The following is a 15,542-nucleotide window of genomic DNA, read 5'->3' on the forward strand; positions in this document are numbered from 1 at the left end:
GGCGGTTCAGTACGTCAGCCGGATCGACGGTACCCGCCCGTTCGGCGCGCCGTTGGTGGGTACCCGGGGCGAGTTGTCGATCGGCGTGGACATCTGATAATGTGTGCCGAAATTCGAGCGCACGTCGATTTCCGTCGGTTTGCCGCGGTCGCGATACTCGGTGACCTCGGTGCCGTCGCGTTCGCGGGTGTGATAGCTCGGCTGCCGGATGCCGTTGAGTTCGACCTTCGACGACGCGGTGCCGGCCGGGCGGTTGATCGCCTCCAGATCGGGCAGGCCGGCCGCCTCGTTGGCCGACATCGCATGCGCGGCCGGAGCATGGGACGGCGCACTTTGAGACACGTCTGGGGTATCGGTCGTCTGTGCAAATACAGGACTCGCGAACAACAGCGCGCCGACGTAAAAGCCGACGGCAAGGGATTTCATAGCGGGTCTCCAGGAGCTGCCCGAATTCTAGCAAACTGCGGCCTGTTTGCCGCCCCTCTGAGGCGGTTTCGACACAGTTTCCATGGTAAGGTCGGCGAACGGCAAGCGTTTTATCAAGGGAAAGCCCACGAATGACGAGTCAAGCGCAAATGGAGAACGGCCGGCAGGCCGAAGTGGAACGTTTCGAGGATCCCGTGGCGGCCGTGGCGCGCCTTCAGGTCCTGTACGAGCAGAGCGTCGCGTCGCTGCGCGAGGCGTTCGGGCGCTTCAAGCGCGGCGAACCGATGCACGCGCCGGTGCGCGCCTGCTACCCCTTCATTCGCATCACGGCGGGGTCGAGCACCGAGGTCGATGCGCGGCGCTCGTACGGTTTCGTGGCAGGGCCCGGCGTGTTCGAGACCACCGTCACCCGGCCGGATCTGTTCGGTCACTACTACCGGCAGCAGTTGCGCCTGCTGCGCCGCCACCACGAAGGGTCGCCGATCGAGATCGGTGTCTCCTCGCAGCCGATTCCCCTGCATTTCGCCTTTCCCGAAGGCCTGCATCTCGAAGGCGAACTCGGGCAGGAGCATCTGCGGCACCTGCGCCGCTTCTTCGACACGCCGGACCTCGCGCAGCTCGACGACGGCATCGTCAACGGCACCTACGTGCCGCCGCAGGACGCGCCGTCGCCGCTCGCGCTGTTTACCGCGGCGCGGGTGGATTTCTCGTTGCACCGCCTGCGCCACTACACGGCGACGTCGCCCGATCACGTGCAGAACTACGTGCTCTATACGAACTACCAGTTTTATATCGACGAGTTCGTGCGTTTCGGGCATGCGCTGATGACGCGCAGCGAGGACCCCGCCGTGAACGCCTATCGCCAGCAGTACACCGCCTTCGTCGAGCCGGGCGATGTCGTGACGCACAATGCGAACCTCGCCGCGCCCGGCACCGATGGCCTGCCGCCCAGCGGCATGCCGCCGCCGCGCATGCCGCAGATGCCGGCCTATCACCTGAAGCGCGCCGACGGCAGCGGCATCACGATGATCAATATCGGCGTCGGTCCGTCGAATGCGAAGACCATCACCGACCACGTCGCCGTGCTGCGCCCGCACGCGTGGATCATGCTCGGACATTGCGCGGGGCTGCGCAACACGCAGCGCCTCGGCGATTACGTCCTCGCGCACGGCTACGTGCGCGAGGATCACGTGCTCGACGCGGACCTGCCGCTGTGGGTGCCGGTGCCGGCGCTGGCGGAAATCCAGGTGGCGCTGGAGCGGGCGGTCGCCGAGGTCACGCGACTCGAAGGCGGCGAACTCAAGCGCGTGATGCGTACCGGGACGGTGGCGAGCGTGGACAACCGCAACTGGGAACTGCGCGATTACCGCGAGCCGGTGCAGCGTCTGTCGCAGAGCCGGGCGATCGCGCTGGACATGGAATCGGCGACGATCGCCGCGAACGGGTTTCGTTTCCGCGTGCCGTACGGCACGCTATTGTGCGTGTCGGACAAGCCGCTGCATGGCGAGCTGAAGTTGCCGGGAATGGCGGACTCCTTCTACCGGCAGCAGGTCAACCAGCACCTGGAGATCGGCGTGCGGGCCATGGAACTGCTGCGCGAGAACGGGCTGGAGAAACTGCATAGCCGCAAGCTGCGCAGTTTCGCGGAAGTCGCGTTCCAGTAGGCGCTTTCTACAGGTAGAACATCCGGTCGTCTTCGGATTTCGTCGGCTCGGGCACCACCGCCTGCCTGTCGTTCGTTTCGTAGAACGCCAGCACGGCGGCCAGCACCTCGTCCGGGGTGTCGATCACCTGGAACAGATCCATGTCGTGCTCGCCGATCAGCTTGCGCGGCAGCAGTTCCGACTCGAACCAGGCCAGCAGGCCGCCCCAGAACTCGCTGCCCACCAGGATGATCGGCACGCGGCGCGACTTCTTCGTCTGGATCAGCGTCAGCACCTCGGCCAGTTCGTCGAGCGTACCGAACCCGCCGGGCATCACGATCACCGCGTCCGAATTCTTGACGAAGGTCACCTTGCGGGTGAAGAAGTGCCGAAAGCGCAGCGAGATGTCCTGCCAGACGTTGCCCGACTTCTCGTGCGGCAGTTCGATGTTCAATCCCACCGATGGCGACTTGCCCGCGTGCGCGCCCTTGTTCGCCGCCTCCATGATGCCGGGGCCGCCGCCGGAGATCACCGCGAAGCCGGCGTCCGAGAGCTTGCGCGCGATCGTCGCAGTCAGCTTGTAGTACTTGGTATTGATCTTGGTGCGCGCCGAACCATAGATGCTGACCGCCGGCCGGATCTCCGACAGGTACTCGGTGGCCTCCACAAACTCTGCCATAATCGTGAACATCTGCCACGACGCACGGGCTTTCTTTGCCGTCGCGCGATCAAGATCTGCGATCGATCGCAGACTCGGTATCACTTTTCTCTGGTTCATATGTCGGAACAACACACTCTGGACGGCAAGGTCCTGCTATTGGTCGATGGATCGAGCTACTTGTACCGGGCGTTTCATGCGATGCCCGACCTGCGAGGGCCGGATGGCGAACCGACCGGCGCGCTCTACGGCATCGTCAACATGCTGCGGCGACTGCGGCGGGACCATCCGGCAGAGTATAGCGCGTGCGTCTTCGATGCCAAGGGAAAGACGTTTCGCGATGCGTTGTACGATCAATACAAGGCGCACCGGCCCTCGATGCCGGACGACCTGTCGCGGCAGATCGAGCCGATCCATCACGCGGTGCGCTCGCTCGGCTGGCCGTTGATGATGGTGGAGGGCGTCGAGGCCGACGACGTGATCGGCACGCTGTGCCGCCGCGCCGAGGCGCTGGGGATGAAGGTCATCGTCTCCACGGGCGACAAGGATCTCGCGCAACTGGTCAGCGACCGGATCACGCTGGTCAACACGATGAGCAACGAAGTGCTCGACGTGCCGGGCGTCACGGCGAAGTTCGGCGTCGCGCCGGAGCGCATCGTCGACTATCTGTCGCTGATCGGCGACACCGTCGACAACGTCCCCGGCGTCGAGAAGGTCGGTCCGAAGACCGCAGTCAAGTGGCTCGGGCAATACGGTTCGCTCGATGGCGTGATCGCCAACGCCGCGGGTATCAAGGGCGTCGTCGGCGACAATCTGCGCCGCGCGCTCGACTGGCTGCCGATGGCGCGCCGGCTCGTGACCGTCGACACCGATTGCGATCTCGCCGCGCACATGAGCTCGATCGCCGAATCGCTGCGCGCGCGGCCCGAGGCGCGCGAGGAACTCGAGGACATCTTCAACCGCCACGGTTTCCGGACCTGGCTGCGGGAGCTGGAAGGCACGCTCGACGCGCAGGGTGCCACGGCGGCGGATGCCGCCACCGTGCCGGCGCCGGCGCTGGGCAGCGGTGCGGACCTGCCGCGCGAGTACGAGGCGATTCTCGACTGGCCGAGCTTCGAGCGCTGGCTGGCGATCATCGAGGCGGCGGAGCTGACCGCCTTCGATACCGAAACCACGTCGCTCGACGCGATGAACGCGCAACTGGTCGGGCTGTCCTTCGCGGTCGAGCCGGGACGCGCGGCCTATCTGCCGGTCGCGCATTGCGGCCCGGGCGCGCCCGACCAGCTGCCGCGCGACGCGGTGCTCGCGCGCCTGCGTCCCTGGCTGGAGAATCCGGCGCGCGCGAAGGTCGGACAGCATATGAAGTACGACGAACAGGTGCTCGCGAATTACGGTATCGCGCTGCGCGGCATCGCGCACGATACCCTGCTCGAATCGTACGTGCTCGAATCGCATCACAAGCACGACATGGACAGCCTCGCGGCGCGCCACCTGGGCGTGACGACGATCAAATACGAGGCCATTTGCGGCAAGGGCGCGTCGCAGATCGGTTTCGATCAGGTGGCGGTCGACCAGGCCACCGAGTACGCCGCGGAAGATGCCGACATCACGCTGCGCCTGCATCTGGCGCTCTACCCGCAGATCCAGGCCGAACCCGGACTGGCGCGCATCTACCGCGACATCGAAATGCCGGTGTCGCGCGTGCTGCGCACCATGGAGCGCAACGGCGTCCTGATCGATTCGGCGCTGCTGGGCCGGCAAAGCCACGAGATCGGCGGCAAGCTCGTCGAACTCGAAGCCGAGGCGTACAAGCTGGCCGGCGGCGAATTCAACATGAATTCGCCCAAACAGATCGGCGAGATCTTTTTCGGGCGGCTGGGCCTGCCGGTCGTCAAGAAGACGCCCAGCGGCACGCCGTCGACCGACGAGGAAGTGCTGCAGAAGCTGGCCGAGGATTTCCCGCTGCCCAAGGTCCTGCTCGACTACCGGGGCCTGTCGAAGCTGAAATCCACCTATACGGACAAGTTGCCGCGCATGGTCGACCCGGCCTCTGGCCGGGTGCACACGAACTACGCGCAGGCCGTCGCGGTGACCGGCCGGCTCGCCTCGAACGAGCCCAATCTGCAAAACATCCCCGTGCGTACCGCCGAGGGACGCCGCATCCGCGAGGCCTTCGTCGCGGCGCCCGGCACGCGGCTCATATCGGCCGACTATTCGCAGATCGAACTGCGCATCATGGCCCATATTTCCGAGGACGAAGGCTTGCTGAAGGCCTTCGCGCAGGAAGAGGACATTCACCGTGCGACCGCGGGCGAGATCTTCGGCGTCGCGCCCCAGGACGTGCAGAACGAGCAACGGCGGGTCGCCAAGATGATCAACTTCGGTCTGATCTACGGAATGAGCGCCTTCGGCCTGGCGGCGAATCTCGGCATCACCCGCGACGCGGCGAAGCTGTATATCGATCGTTACTTTGCCCGCTATCCGGGCGTGGCGCGATATATGGAAGAGACGCGGCTGCGTGCCCGCCAGCAGGGCTACGTCGAGACCGTGTTCGGCCGCCGTCTGTGGTTGCCCGAGATCAATGGCGGCAACGGTCCGCGGCGCCAGGGTGCGGAGCGGGCGGCGATCAACGCGCCGATGCAGGGAACCGCCGCCGATCTGATCAAGATGTCGATGGTTGCGGTGCAGGCCTGGCTGGAGCGGGAAGCGCTGCAGACCCGCATGATCATGCAGGTGCACGACGAACTGGTACTGGAGGCCCCGGACGCGGAATTCGACCGCGTGCGTGCCGCCTTGCCGCAGCTGATGTGCGATGTCGCGGCGCTGCGCGTGCCGCTGGTGGCGGAAGTGGGCACCGGCGCGAACTGGGAGGAGGCGCACTGAAGACGTGCCCGTGATCTTCCCGATGTGCGCGCAAGCGATCGCAGCGGGCAGCGCGAAGCGCGCGCGCACGACGCCGGCCGGGGCGCGGATCGACGCCTGACCCCAGCCTTCAACCCCTGCATGTCGCTCCGGCCAGTCCTTGCCGCTGCGCTTCGCGCTCGGCGGCGTGCCGATGTCGTGTGACGGCGCACCGGTCCGGGCCGGCGGGCAGGCAATGTCCCGGCCGCGCCGTGGGCCGGTCGATCGCGCCCCAGTCCGCGGTCATGCCGACGATGTCGTCGACGCATGCACCAGCCAGCGGCGTCATGGCCCGGTACAGCAGCCAGGCGCAGCCCAGTCGCGGAGAAACGCGCAGGCCCTCGATGCGGGCGTCGAGTTTGCGCACCTGTTTACCGGAAGGGGTATTCCATTCGACGAAACCCTGCGCCCGAATGCCGGGAAGGCGGATACTGACGGCCGGTCTGCCGCGTAGTTTGCTCTCCAGCGTGATCGTCTCTGAACCGAACAGGCAGGGCGGGTCCGCATCTTCCGTTCGCGGAGCGGACACGAGCGTGTAACCGTCGTGCACGATGATGCGCTGCGTCTTCGCGGGGATGCCGCTATCGATGGGAATGAGCGGTCCGACAAGCCGGGACCACAGCGCGTGCGAGGCCGTTTCGCTGAGAAGGGAGTCAAGATGGGCCGCGCCGAAGCGAAAGCAGGCGATCAGTCCGACGCTCAACTGGCATCGTCCCATGTGTTGCAAGGCCTGAAGCGTGAGGATCATCGTCTGGGGTTTGATGAAATCCGTCATGTCGATACCGGTCAGTGTGGAAGAGGACGGCCGCGTGTTCCTTTCCAGGATTGCCGATATCGCCGCAAGAGGTTTTTGATAGAGCAGCGAAAAGTTTTGCCAAAAAGCCTAATGTGGCGAAACCAGCGTTTTCCGGACGTTGCACAAAGCGATTGACCACCATGCCGAACGAAGGACCTCTTCTCCCGTCCACTTTGTATCTCAAAAAGCCTGTCGAGGCGTCCGAGCAGCCGCATGTACTGGTCGCGGACGATCGTCCCGACGAATTGCGGCTTCTGATCGCACTCTTGAAAGCCGAGAATTTTCGCATCAGCGTGGCGTTCGACGGCCATCAGGCGCACAACCGTGCGGTGGCGGCCTTGCCGGATCTGATTCTCATGGACGTGCGCATGCCGCGGATCGATGGTTTCGCCGCCTGCCGTCTGTTGCGGGCGACGCCGCAGACCGCGCATATCCCGATCATTTTCCTGACGAGCATGGCGAGTCTGTCGGACCGGCTCGAAGGCTTACGCAACGGCGGCGTGGATTACGTCCTCAAGCCGTTCGACGCGGCCGAGGTCATCGCCCGCATCCATATCCATCTGCCCCGCCATTTACAGACGGTAGCGGCCAGCCGGGCGAGTCTCGACCCGCAGGCCAGCGAGGAACAGGTCCTGGTGCGCGCCGCGATGAGCTACCTGCTCGCGAACCTGGCGCGTCCGCCCTCGGTCGCCGGTCTGGCGCAACGGGTGGGAACCTACGAAAAAAAACTGTCGCAGGCCTTTCGCGACGTGCTCGGCAAAACCGTTTTCGAATTCGTGCGCGAGGAACGGCTACGTCTGGCGGCGCGTCTGCTGCGCGATTCGTCGTTGAATATCGGCGATATCGCTGCCGAGGTCGGCTTCTCGGGCGCGGCGAACTTCGGCACGGCCTTTCGCCATCACGTCGGCCTGACGCCCAGCGCTTTTCGGGAGCAGTCGCGGCCAACGCCGTGAATCCGGAGCCACGGGGCGTGTCGGGGCGGCCGCGCGTCGAACGGACCGCGATGGCATGCATGCTGGCATGCGCCCGCCCTCAGGCCGTGCCCGTTCCCGCGAGGTTGACGATGCGTTCGAAGTCGAGGCGTTCGAGGGCTTCGCGTATCGCGGTGCAGAAACCCCGCGCAGCCGGGTAGCGACGCGCCGCGTCGTCGAGCCAGTCTTCCAGCGCGCTCAGGCTGCCGGCTTCGGCGAGCGACAGAAGTTCGGCACACGCTGGCGCGGGTGGCGGGGACAGCGGGTCGGCGGCGGCCGGCGCGAATACGGGTGCGGTATCCAGCGGCAGGCACCAGTGCGGCGTCGCATCGACGATCGGAAACGCGATGTCGAAACTGAAGCGGCTGCCCGTCCCCGGCGTGCTCTGCAGGTGCAGGCCGCTATGCATCTCGCGCAAGATGCGCTCGACGATATGCAGACCCAGTCCCACGCCGCCGCGCGAACGCTCGATCTGGTGAAACGCGCGGAAGATGTCCTGTTGCGCTTGCAGGTCGATACCGTCGCCGGTATCCGCGATCGCAAAGTGGAAATCCGCGCGGGCGCCGTGCATGCTTGCGCGCACGTCGAGCGTGATGGTGCCGCGCCGGGTGAACTTCGCGGCGTTCGACAGCAGGTTCAGCAACACCTGGCGTAGCCGCTTGCCATCGGTGCGCACCAGCGCGGGAACGGCCATTTCCATGCCGAAGATCAGACGGTTGCCGCGTTGCGCCGAGAGCGCCGCCGCATGGTCGGCGATTTCCTCCAGCAGCGCGCCGATGCGCACGGCGCCGACGCGCAACTGGAGCGGCTGCAGCTCGCCCCGGGAGAATTCAAGAAGCTCGTCGATCAGACTCAGTTGATAATCGATGCTGCGTTCGATCGCCTCGATCGACGACGTTCTCGAGAGGTACCCGGGTGCGCTTCCGAACGCCGCGTCCGTCGCCGCCGCGGGCCCGCGATCGCCGTGCCCGTCTTCTTCCCGGCGCAGGCGCTTTACATAGCCGGCGATGGTGGCGAGCGGGGCGCGAAGGTCATGTCCGACGAAAGCCAGCGTCTCGATTTTCTGCCGGTTCTTTTCCTCCACGACCAGCAGCGCTTCCTTGAGTTCGCGCGTCCGGGTGGCGACTTCCCGTCGCAACCGCTGTTCCTCCTCGCGCTGCCAGTCCGTCAGACGCCGCACGGCGAGCGCGCGTTGTCGGCTGATGTGGCGAATCCAGGCGACGAACACGATGACATCGCTTGCCAAGCCGAAAATATCGTACAGAGGTTCGGGCGTGATTCCCACGGAAATCCGCTCGATGAACGCGGGTTCGTGACCTTGCGACTGGGCGATCTGCAAAGCGTAGATCAGGGTGGCGATCACCAACGCGGCCAGCATGAACTCGGCCGTCGGCACGGCGCGTTGGTAGAGCAGGAGCATCAGTGCCGTCGTCATGAGAAGGAAGACGACGGAGAACAGCGTCGCGACTTGCGTGGCGACGCGGATATCACCCAGCCAGGCGAACGCCGCCAACGTGAGCGTGACCGCGAAGACGCCGAGGTGCAAACGTCGTCCCAGCGATACGGATTGCTGCAAGCGCAGCGCGGCGTGGAGGGCGACGGTGCAGACCGCCAGGATCGCCAACCCCAGGATCGGGGGACTGCGATAGGCCCATTCGGTGGCGGCGGGCCACAGATGGATTCGTGCGTAGCCGTAGACGCATAGATAGTTGAGCGCCTGCACGCCGCACATCGCAGCGAGGTAGGTAAACGTCCAGGTGCGGTACAGGACGCTGGTGGCCAGCAGACTCCACGCCAATAACGACACCGCGCCGACGAGCGCGCTGACCAGGTAGGCCGCCCGTGCCTCATGGGCATCGTATGCCGCCTGCGAGTAGAGGCGGGCGAGCAGCGAGACCGGCGCCGCGCCGCTGATGCGCACATAGATCTGCGCACGTCCTGCCGCTGGCAGTTCGAATGCCGCGGCCGGCAGACGGCTGTCGCGCACCGCCGGATCGCGTTCGGCGGGCGGCACCGCGCTGCCGGTGCGCGAATGACGCCATCGCTGGTCCGTACGCACGTAGAAATCGACATAGTGCAACCATGGCGAGGGCAGCGCGAGGCGCAGGGTCACAGCGCCTCGGGTCGTGTTCTCGACATCGAAGCGCAGCCACCAGCTGGCCCGGCCGAAGCCGGGATTGACCGCGTCGGGATGCAGCGGTGCGAAGCCGTGAGGCGCGTCCGTGGACAGGGCGGCGATCTGCGCGAAGTCCGCGGTCGCCGACAGGTCCTCGTGGACCTCGACGTGCCCGCGCAGATCGATGGGCCAGTGCTGTTGCGGGGCGATCGTGACGACGGGGGGCGGCGACGCGGCGGCGTCACGGACCGGGTCGCGCGCGGACTCGGCGTGGGCCGCGCAGTGCACGAGCGCGATGGCCAGGGCGAGCAGCACGAAGTGGAGCAGGAAGTGGAGCAGGAAGCCCAGTAGGAAGCGCAGCAAACCGGTCAGCGAGGGAACGGAAAAGCGGCGGCCGTCATCCATTCCCGCCACGGCTTCGACGCCGCCATCGACCGTGGTCGACAGCGCGGACGCCACGAACTAGGTCGCCGGGCCGGTGGCGACCGGGCGCGCGGGGTCGGCCGTCCATTCGCTCCAGGAGCCGGGGTACAGCACTGCGCCGCCAAGGCCGGCGACTTCCAGCGCGAGCAGGTTGTGGCAGGCGGTCACGCCGGAGCCGCACTGCATCACCGTCTGCGTCGCGGGCCGCGCGCCGAGCAGTGCCGCGAATTCCTCGCGCAGCGCGGCCGCCGGTTTGAAGCGGCCTTCGGCGTCGAGATTGTCCTTGAAGAAGCGGTTGCGCGCGCCGGGGATATGGCCGCCGACCGGGTCGATCGGTTCCTCGTCGCCCCGGAAGCGTTCGGGCGCGCGCGCGTCCACCACCTGCCACGCGCCGCGTCCGATATCCGCGAGAATCGCCGCCGCGTCGATCGTGCCGACCAGCGGGGCGCGGGGCGCGAAATCGCCGGGCGTGGCGGGGCGCGGTTCGCTGAATTCCACCAGGCCGCCCTCCGCCTCCCAGGCCTGAAAGCCGCCATCGAGCACCGCGACGTCCGCGTGGCCGAGCCAGCGCAGCAACCACCACAGCCGGGCCGCGTAGCTGCCGCCGTGCGCGTCATAGGCGACGATCTGCGTGTGGTGCTGCACGCCCAACGCCGCGAGCCGCGCGGCCAGCGCGTCGCGATCGGGCAGTGGATGCCGGCCGTTCGTGCCGGTCTTCGACCCCGACAGGTCCTGCGCGAGATCGAGGAAGCGCGCGCCGGGGAGGTGGCGCTCCGCGAATGCGCGCGCGCCGGCCTCGGGGTCGAGCAGATCCGCCCGGCAATCGATGATGCACAGCGAGTCCGCGCCTTCGATGATGCGGGTGGCGAGCGTGGCCGGATCGATCAGCGTGGTATGGCGAACGGGCATCGTGCGGGCTCCGGGATGGCGGATTCGGGAAGCGGACTCAGATCGAACTGAGACGACTGCGAAGATATTCGTGAAAACACCGCATGCCGTCTTCCATCGGGCTTTGATACGGCCCGACCTCGGACACGCCGCGCGCCATCAGAATGCGTCGTCCGGCGTCCATTCGCTCGGCGATTTCGTCGTCCTCGGCCGCGGTTTCCATATAGGCGGCGCGCTCGGCCTCGACGAACTCGCGTTCGAACAGGGCGATTTCCTCCGGATAGTAGAACTCGACAATATTCGTCGTGTGCTGCGGCCCGCGGGGAACCAGGGTCGAGACGACCAGCACGCCCGGATACCACTCGAGCATCACGTTCGGATAATAGAGCATCCAGATGGCGCCGTGCGCGGGTTCCAGGCCGCCGTGAAACGCAAGGACCGCCTCGTGCCAGCGCCGGTATGTCGGGCTGCCCGGCGTCGACAGACTTTTGTGGATGCCGACGGTCTGCACGCTGTAGTCGCGGCCGAATTCCCACTCCAGGTCCTCGCACGAGACGAAGCTGCCCAGCCCCGGATGAAACGGCACGACGTGGTAGTCCTCCAGGTAGACCTCGATGAAGGTCTTCCAGTTGTACCGGCACTCATGTATCTCGACATGGTCGAAGCGATAGCCGGTGAAATCGAAGTGTCTGGCGGTGCCGAGCGCGGCGAGGTCGGCGCGGGCATCGCGGCCCGCCGCCTCGAACAGCAGGCCGTTCCAGTTGACCAGCGGCGTGCTGCCCAGGTTCAGGCAAGGTTTCTGTTCGAAATGCGGCGCGCCGAGCAACTCGCCCTTCAGGTCGTAGGTCCAGCGGTGCAGCGGGCAGACGATGTTCGCGGTATTGCCGCGGCCGTTGAGCATCACGGCCTGCCGGTGCCGGCAGACGTTCGACAGCAGCTCGATACCGCCGTCGTGGTTGCGCACGAGCACGCGCCCTTCGTTTTCGCCGGGCAGCGCGAAGTAGTCCCCGGGTTCCGGGACCATCAGTTCATGTCCGACATACCGCGGTCCGCGGTCGAAGAGTTCGGCTTTCTCGCGCGCCAGCAGGGCGTCGTCGAAATAAGCGGAAACCGGTAGTTGCGAGGGCAGTGCCTTCAACTCCGGGGAGTTGCTGAGATTGGACATTCCCACTCCCGTGAAAACGAGGAAAGTAGTGAACAACCCAACCATCGAAAAATCGACTTAGGGAACCCTTGATTATAACCGCGATGGGAAAATAGGGGTCGCCAAGCGCAGCACCGCGACGAATTGCCCTTGCTTTTTCCCGCCATGTTCTTTTCGCGCGCTGCGGCGACGCGGCGTGCATCGGGCCCGGCGTGGACGCAGCGTCGTTTGTTGAAGCAAGGATATTCCGCGCCGGCTTGCCCGGTGTGGCCGATTTTTGCCGTAAAATGCCGGACTTGTTCCCACCGGCTCGAAAAAGATGGCTGTGTCCGCACGAAAGGATCGATTGGCCGCGGCGGATGTCGCCCCGGCGGATTACGAGTCGGCGCTGGCCGAACTCGAGGCGCTGGTCGCGCGCATGGAAGGCGGAGCGTTGAATCTCGAGGATTCGCTCGCCGCGTACCGGCGCGGCGCGGTACTTGTCGCGTTTTGCCAACAGCAACTGGAAAAAGTCGACCAGCAGGTGCGGGTGCTCGATGGCGAGACGTTGCAGGCGATGGCGCCGGATGCCGCGCGTGGCGGGGAGCGCCCGAGCGATGACATTTGAACAGGACGTACGGCGAGCGGCGATGACGATGGATTTTTCGGACTGGATGAAGGGCGTGCAGGCGCGAACCGAGGCCGCGCTCGATCACTACCTGCCCGCGGCGGGGCAGGCGCCCGCGCGGCTGCACGAAGCGATGCGCTACGCGGCGCTGGGGGGCGGCAAGCGGGTGCGCCCCCTGCTGTGCCACGCGGCGGGCGAGGCGCTGGGCGCCGCGCCCGGGATGCTCGACGCCGCCGCCGCCGCGGTCGAGATGATCCACGTGTATTCACTGGTGCACGACGACCTGCCATCGATGGACAATGACGCATTGCGCCGCGGCAAACCGACGGTGCACGTCCGGTACGACGACGCGACCGGTCTGCTGGTCGGCGATGCGCTGCAATCGCAGGCGTTCGTCACGTTGTGCGCGCCGGTGCTGCCGGTGCCGTTGCGCGCCGCGCTGGTCGGCGAGCTGGCCGTGGCGAGCGGCTCGGTCGGCATGGCGGGCGGTCAGGCGATCGACCTGGCCTCGGTGGGCCTCAAGCTCGATCGCGCGGCGCTGGAAACGATGCATCGCCTGAAGACCGGGGCGCTGCTGCGCGCGGCGGTGCGCATGGGGGCGTTGACGGGCGCGATGGGGCAGGCCACGGAAGTGGCGCCCGCCGGTACGCCCGTGGCCGGTACGCCCGTGGCCGGTACGCCCGTGGCCGGTACGCCCGTAGCCGGTACGCCCGTGGCCGACGCGCAGCGTGCCGCGCTCGACGCGTATGCGGATGCGATCGGCCTGGCTTTCCAGGTGGTGGACGATATTCTGGACGTGACCGCGGATTCCGCGACACTGGGCAAGACGGCCGGCAAGGACGCCCTCGCGGACAAGCCGACCTATGTTTCGATCCTCGGGCTGGACGCGTCACGCGCGCTGGCGAAGAGCCTGCGCCACGACGCGCATCGGGCGCTCGAGTCGTTCGGCGCCCGCGCGCTGCGCCTGGCGCAGCTGGCCGACCTGATCGTCGAGCGCGCATACTAAGAAGCAGGTGTGGCCCTGCCGCGGAACGCGCGGCGCGCGGCGCTTGCTGACCGCCTGCTTGAGGGCGGTTTCAATACTGGATTGTCATGTACGATTTGCTGAAAACCATTGATGACCCGGCGGCCTTGCGCCAGCTCGATCGCGACTCCCTGCGCCCGCTCGCGGACGAACTGCGGGAATTCATTCTGCAAAGCGTATCGCAGACGGGCGGGCACCTGTCGTCCAATCTGGGCACCGTCGAGCTGACGATCGCCCTGCACTACGTATTCAACACGCCCTATGACCGGGTGGTCTGGGACGTGGGCCACCAGACCTACCCGCACAAGATCCTGACGGGGCGCCGCGATGCGATGCCCACGTTGCGGCAGTGGGGCGGCATTTCGGGATTCCCGCGCCGTTCCGAATCGGAATACGACACGTTCGGCACCGCCCATTCGAGCACGTCGATCTCCGCGGCGATCGGCATGGCGGCGGCCAGCCGCATCAAGGGCGAGGCACGCACCGCGATCGCCGTGATCGGCGACGGCGCGATGACGGCCGGCATGGCGTTCGAGGCGCTGAACAACGGCGGGGTGTCCGAGGACCTGCCGCTGCTCGTCATCCTGAACGACAACGACATGTCGATCTCGCCGCCCGTCGGCGCGCTGAACCGGTATCTGGCGCGCCTGATGTCGGGGCAGTTCTACGCGACCGCCCGCAAGGGCGTCGAGCGCGTGCTGCGCGTCGCCCCGCCGGTGCTGGAGCTGGCGCGCCGCTTCGAGGAGCATGCCAAGGGCATGGTCGGACCGGCGACGATGTTCGAGGAGTTCGGGTTCAACTATATCGGCCCGATCGACGGTCACGATCTCGATTCCCTGATCCCGACGTTGCAGAACATCAAGGCGCTGAAAGGCCCGCAGTTCCTGCATGTGGTCACGCGCAAGGGGCAGGGCTACAAGCTGGCCGAGGCGGACCCGGTGCTGTATCACGGCCCCGGAAAGTTCAATCCGGCCGAGGGCATCAGGCCCGCGGCGGCCGGCAAGAAGGCCTACATGCAGGTCTTCGGCGAGTGGCTGTGCGACATGGCCGAACTCGATCCGCGCATCGTCGGCATCACGCCCGCGATGCGGGAGGGGTCGGGGATGGTGGAGTTCGAGCAGCGCTTTCCGGACCGGTATTTCGACGTCGGCATCGCCGAGCAGCACGCGGTGACCTTCGCCGCGGGCCTTGCCACCGAGGGTCTGCTGCCGGTCGTCGCGATCTATTCGACCTTCCTGCAACGCGGCTACGACCAGTTGATCCACGACGTGGCGCTGCAGAATCTGCCGGTGGTGTTCGCGATCGATCGCGCGGGACTGGTGGGTGCGGACGGCGCGACGCATGCCGGCGCGTACGACATGGCGTTCCTGCGCTGCATCCCGAACATGACGGTGATGGTGCCGGCCGACGAGAACGAGGCGCGCCAGATGCTGTTTACCGCGAGCCAGCTGGGTACGCCGGCGGCGGTGCGCTATCCGCGCGGTGCCGGCACCGGCGTGGCGACCGTCAAGCAGATGACGGGCGTGCCGGTGGGCAAGGGCGAGGTGCGCCGCGAGTCGGGGCGCGCCCTGGGCCAGCAGCGCATCGCGATCCTGGCCTACGGCACGATGGTGGCGCAGAGTCTCGAGGCCGGGACGGCGCTCGACGCGACGGTCGTCAACATGCGTTTCGTCAAGCCGGTCGACGCCGAACTGCTCGCGCATCTGGCGGCCACGCACGACGCGCTGGTGACGGTGGAAGAGGGGTGCGTGATGGGCGGCGCGGGTTCCGCCTGCGTCGAGAGCCTGCTCGCCTCGGGTTGGGTCGGGCCGGTGCTGCAATTGGGCCTGCCCGACGCGTTCATCGATCACGGCGACCCGGCGAAGCTGCTGGCGCAGTGCGGGCTCGATGCCAGCGGCATCGCCGCGTCGATTCGCCGGCGTTTTCCGATCGCCGACGCGCCAGC

At 66.7% G+C, this 15,542-nt stretch carries 11 protein-coding genes and 1 pseudogene; 6 read left to right on the forward strand and 6 right to left on the reverse strand.

Annotated elements, in window-relative coordinates:
* Positions 1-6: 6 nt before the first annotated feature.
* On the reverse strand, positions 7-426 hold the full coding sequence (locus tag OVY01_RS10655; protein WP_267847409.1) for a hypothetical protein: 420 nt from the start codon (positions 424-426) through the stop codon (positions 7-9).
* A 131-nt stretch (positions 427-557) separates the two neighbouring features.
* On the opposite strand from OVY01_RS10655, the gene OVY01_RS10660 reads away from it, so the two are divergent.
* A complete protein-coding gene (locus OVY01_RS10660; protein WP_267847410.1) occupies positions 558-2,090 on the forward strand; it encodes an AMP nucleosidase in 1,533 nt (510 codons plus the stop codon).
* A 7-nt stretch (positions 2,091-2,097) separates the two neighbouring features.
* Here OVY01_RS10660 and OVY01_RS10665 read toward each other — a convergent pair whose 3' ends face one another.
* Positions 2,098-2,847: an LOG family protein gene (locus OVY01_RS10665; RefSeq protein WP_267847411.1), complete on the reverse strand. Its 750-nt coding sequence runs from the start codon at positions 2,845-2,847 to the stop codon at positions 2,098-2,100.
* Between OVY01_RS10665 and polA the strand changes: the two genes are divergently transcribed.
* On the forward strand, positions 2,848-5,610 hold the full coding sequence (polA, locus tag OVY01_RS10670; protein WP_267847412.1) for a DNA polymerase I: 2,763 nt from the start codon (positions 2,848-2,850) through the stop codon (positions 5,608-5,610). It begins immediately after the preceding gene.
* Positions 5,611-5,719: 109 nt separating this feature from the next.
* Here polA and OVY01_RS10675 read toward each other — a convergent pair whose 3' ends face one another.
* Complete coding sequence (locus tag OVY01_RS10675; RefSeq protein WP_267847413.1) at positions 5,720-6,403, reverse strand: hypothetical protein; 684 nt, start codon at positions 6,401-6,403, stop codon at positions 5,720-5,722.
* Positions 6,404-6,597: 194 nt separating this feature from the next.
* Between OVY01_RS10675 and OVY01_RS10680 the strand changes: the two genes are divergently transcribed.
* Positions 6,598-7,377: a response regulator transcription factor gene (locus OVY01_RS10680; RefSeq protein ID WP_267847414.1), complete on the forward strand. Its 780-nt coding sequence runs from the start codon at positions 6,598-6,600 to the stop codon at positions 7,375-7,377.
* A gap of 79 nt (positions 7,378-7,456) precedes the next feature.
* On the opposite strand, the gene OVY01_RS10685 is transcribed toward OVY01_RS10680, so the two are convergent.
* The 3 genes from OVY01_RS10685 to OVY01_RS10695 are packed head-to-tail and all read right to left on the reverse strand — an operon-like array spanning position 7,457 to position 11,987.
* Entirely contained in the window at positions 7,457-9,970 is a 2,514-nt protein-coding gene (locus OVY01_RS10685) for a sensor histidine kinase (protein WP_267847415.1), read from the reverse strand.
* A gap of 3 nt (positions 9,971-9,973) precedes the next feature.
* On the reverse strand, positions 9,974-10,843 hold the full coding sequence (locus tag OVY01_RS10690; RefSeq protein ID WP_267847416.1) for a sulfurtransferase: 870 nt from the start codon (positions 10,841-10,843) through the stop codon (positions 9,974-9,976).
* A gap of 37 nt (positions 10,844-10,880) precedes the next feature.
* Positions 10,881-11,987: an aromatic ring-hydroxylating oxygenase subunit alpha gene (locus tag OVY01_RS10695; protein ID WP_267847417.1), complete on the reverse strand. Its 1,107-nt coding sequence runs from the start codon at positions 11,985-11,987 to the stop codon at positions 10,881-10,883.
* Positions 11,988-12,285: 298 nt separating this feature from the next.
* Between OVY01_RS10695 and OVY01_RS10700 the strand changes: the two genes are divergently transcribed.
* The 3 genes and pseudogenes from OVY01_RS10700 to dxs form a co-directional block, all read left to right on the forward strand.
* Complete coding sequence (locus OVY01_RS10700) at positions 12,286-12,573, forward strand: exodeoxyribonuclease VII small subunit (protein WP_267847418.1); 288 nt, start codon at positions 12,286-12,288, stop codon at positions 12,571-12,573.
* A 28-nt stretch (positions 12,574-12,601) separates the two neighbouring features.
* Positions 12,602-13,579, forward strand: coding sequence for a polyprenyl synthetase family protein (locus OVY01_RS10705; RefSeq protein ID WP_267847745.1), 978 nt, complete (start codon positions 12,602-12,604; stop codon positions 13,577-13,579).
* Positions 13,580-13,665: 86 nt separating this feature from the next.
* A pseudogene (gene dxs / locus OVY01_RS10710) lies at positions 13,666-15,534 on the forward strand (1-deoxy-D-xylulose-5-phosphate synthase); the annotation flags it as partial.
* Positions 15,535-15,542 lie beyond the last annotated feature (8 nt).

The organism is Robbsia betulipollinis (genome assembly GCF_026624755.1).
GTDB classification, from domain to species: Bacteria; Pseudomonadota; Gammaproteobacteria; order Burkholderiales; family Burkholderiaceae; genus Robbsia; species Robbsia betulipollinis.

Bases quoted from the DNA above. Each gene is read 5' to 3' on its own strand.
- OVY01_RS10690 (WP_267847416.1), bottom strand. From the start codon at position 10,843: ATGCCCGTTCGCCATACCACGCTGATCGATCCGGCCACGCTCGCCACC.
- OVY01_RS10675 (WP_267847413.1), bottom strand. From the start codon at position 6,403: ATGACGGATTTCATCAAACCCCAGACGATGATCCTCACGCTTCAGGCC.
- polA (WP_267847412.1), top strand. From the start codon at position 2,848: ATGTCGGAACAACACACTCTGGACGGCAAGGTCCTGCTATTGGTCGAT.
- OVY01_RS10695 (WP_267847417.1), bottom strand. From the start codon at position 11,987: ATGTCCAATCTCAGCAACTCCCCGGAGTTGAAGGCACTGCCCTCGCAA.
- OVY01_RS10705 (WP_267847745.1), top strand. From the start codon at position 12,602: ATGGATTTTTCGGACTGGATGAAGGGCGTGCAGGCGCGAACCGAGGCC.
- OVY01_RS10660 (WP_267847410.1), top strand. From the start codon at position 558: ATGACGAGTCAAGCGCAAATGGAGAACGGCCGGCAGGCCGAAGTGGAA.
- OVY01_RS10655 (WP_267847409.1), bottom strand. From the start codon at position 426: ATGAAATCCCTTGCCGTCGGCTTTTACGTCGGCGCGCTGTTGTTCGCG.
- OVY01_RS10665 (WP_267847411.1), bottom strand. From the start codon at position 2,847: ATGAACCAGAGAAAAGTGATACCGAGTCTGCGATCGATCGCAGATCTT.
- OVY01_RS10700 (WP_267847418.1), top strand. From the start codon at position 12,286: ATGGCTGTGTCCGCACGAAAGGATCGATTGGCCGCGGCGGATGTCGCC.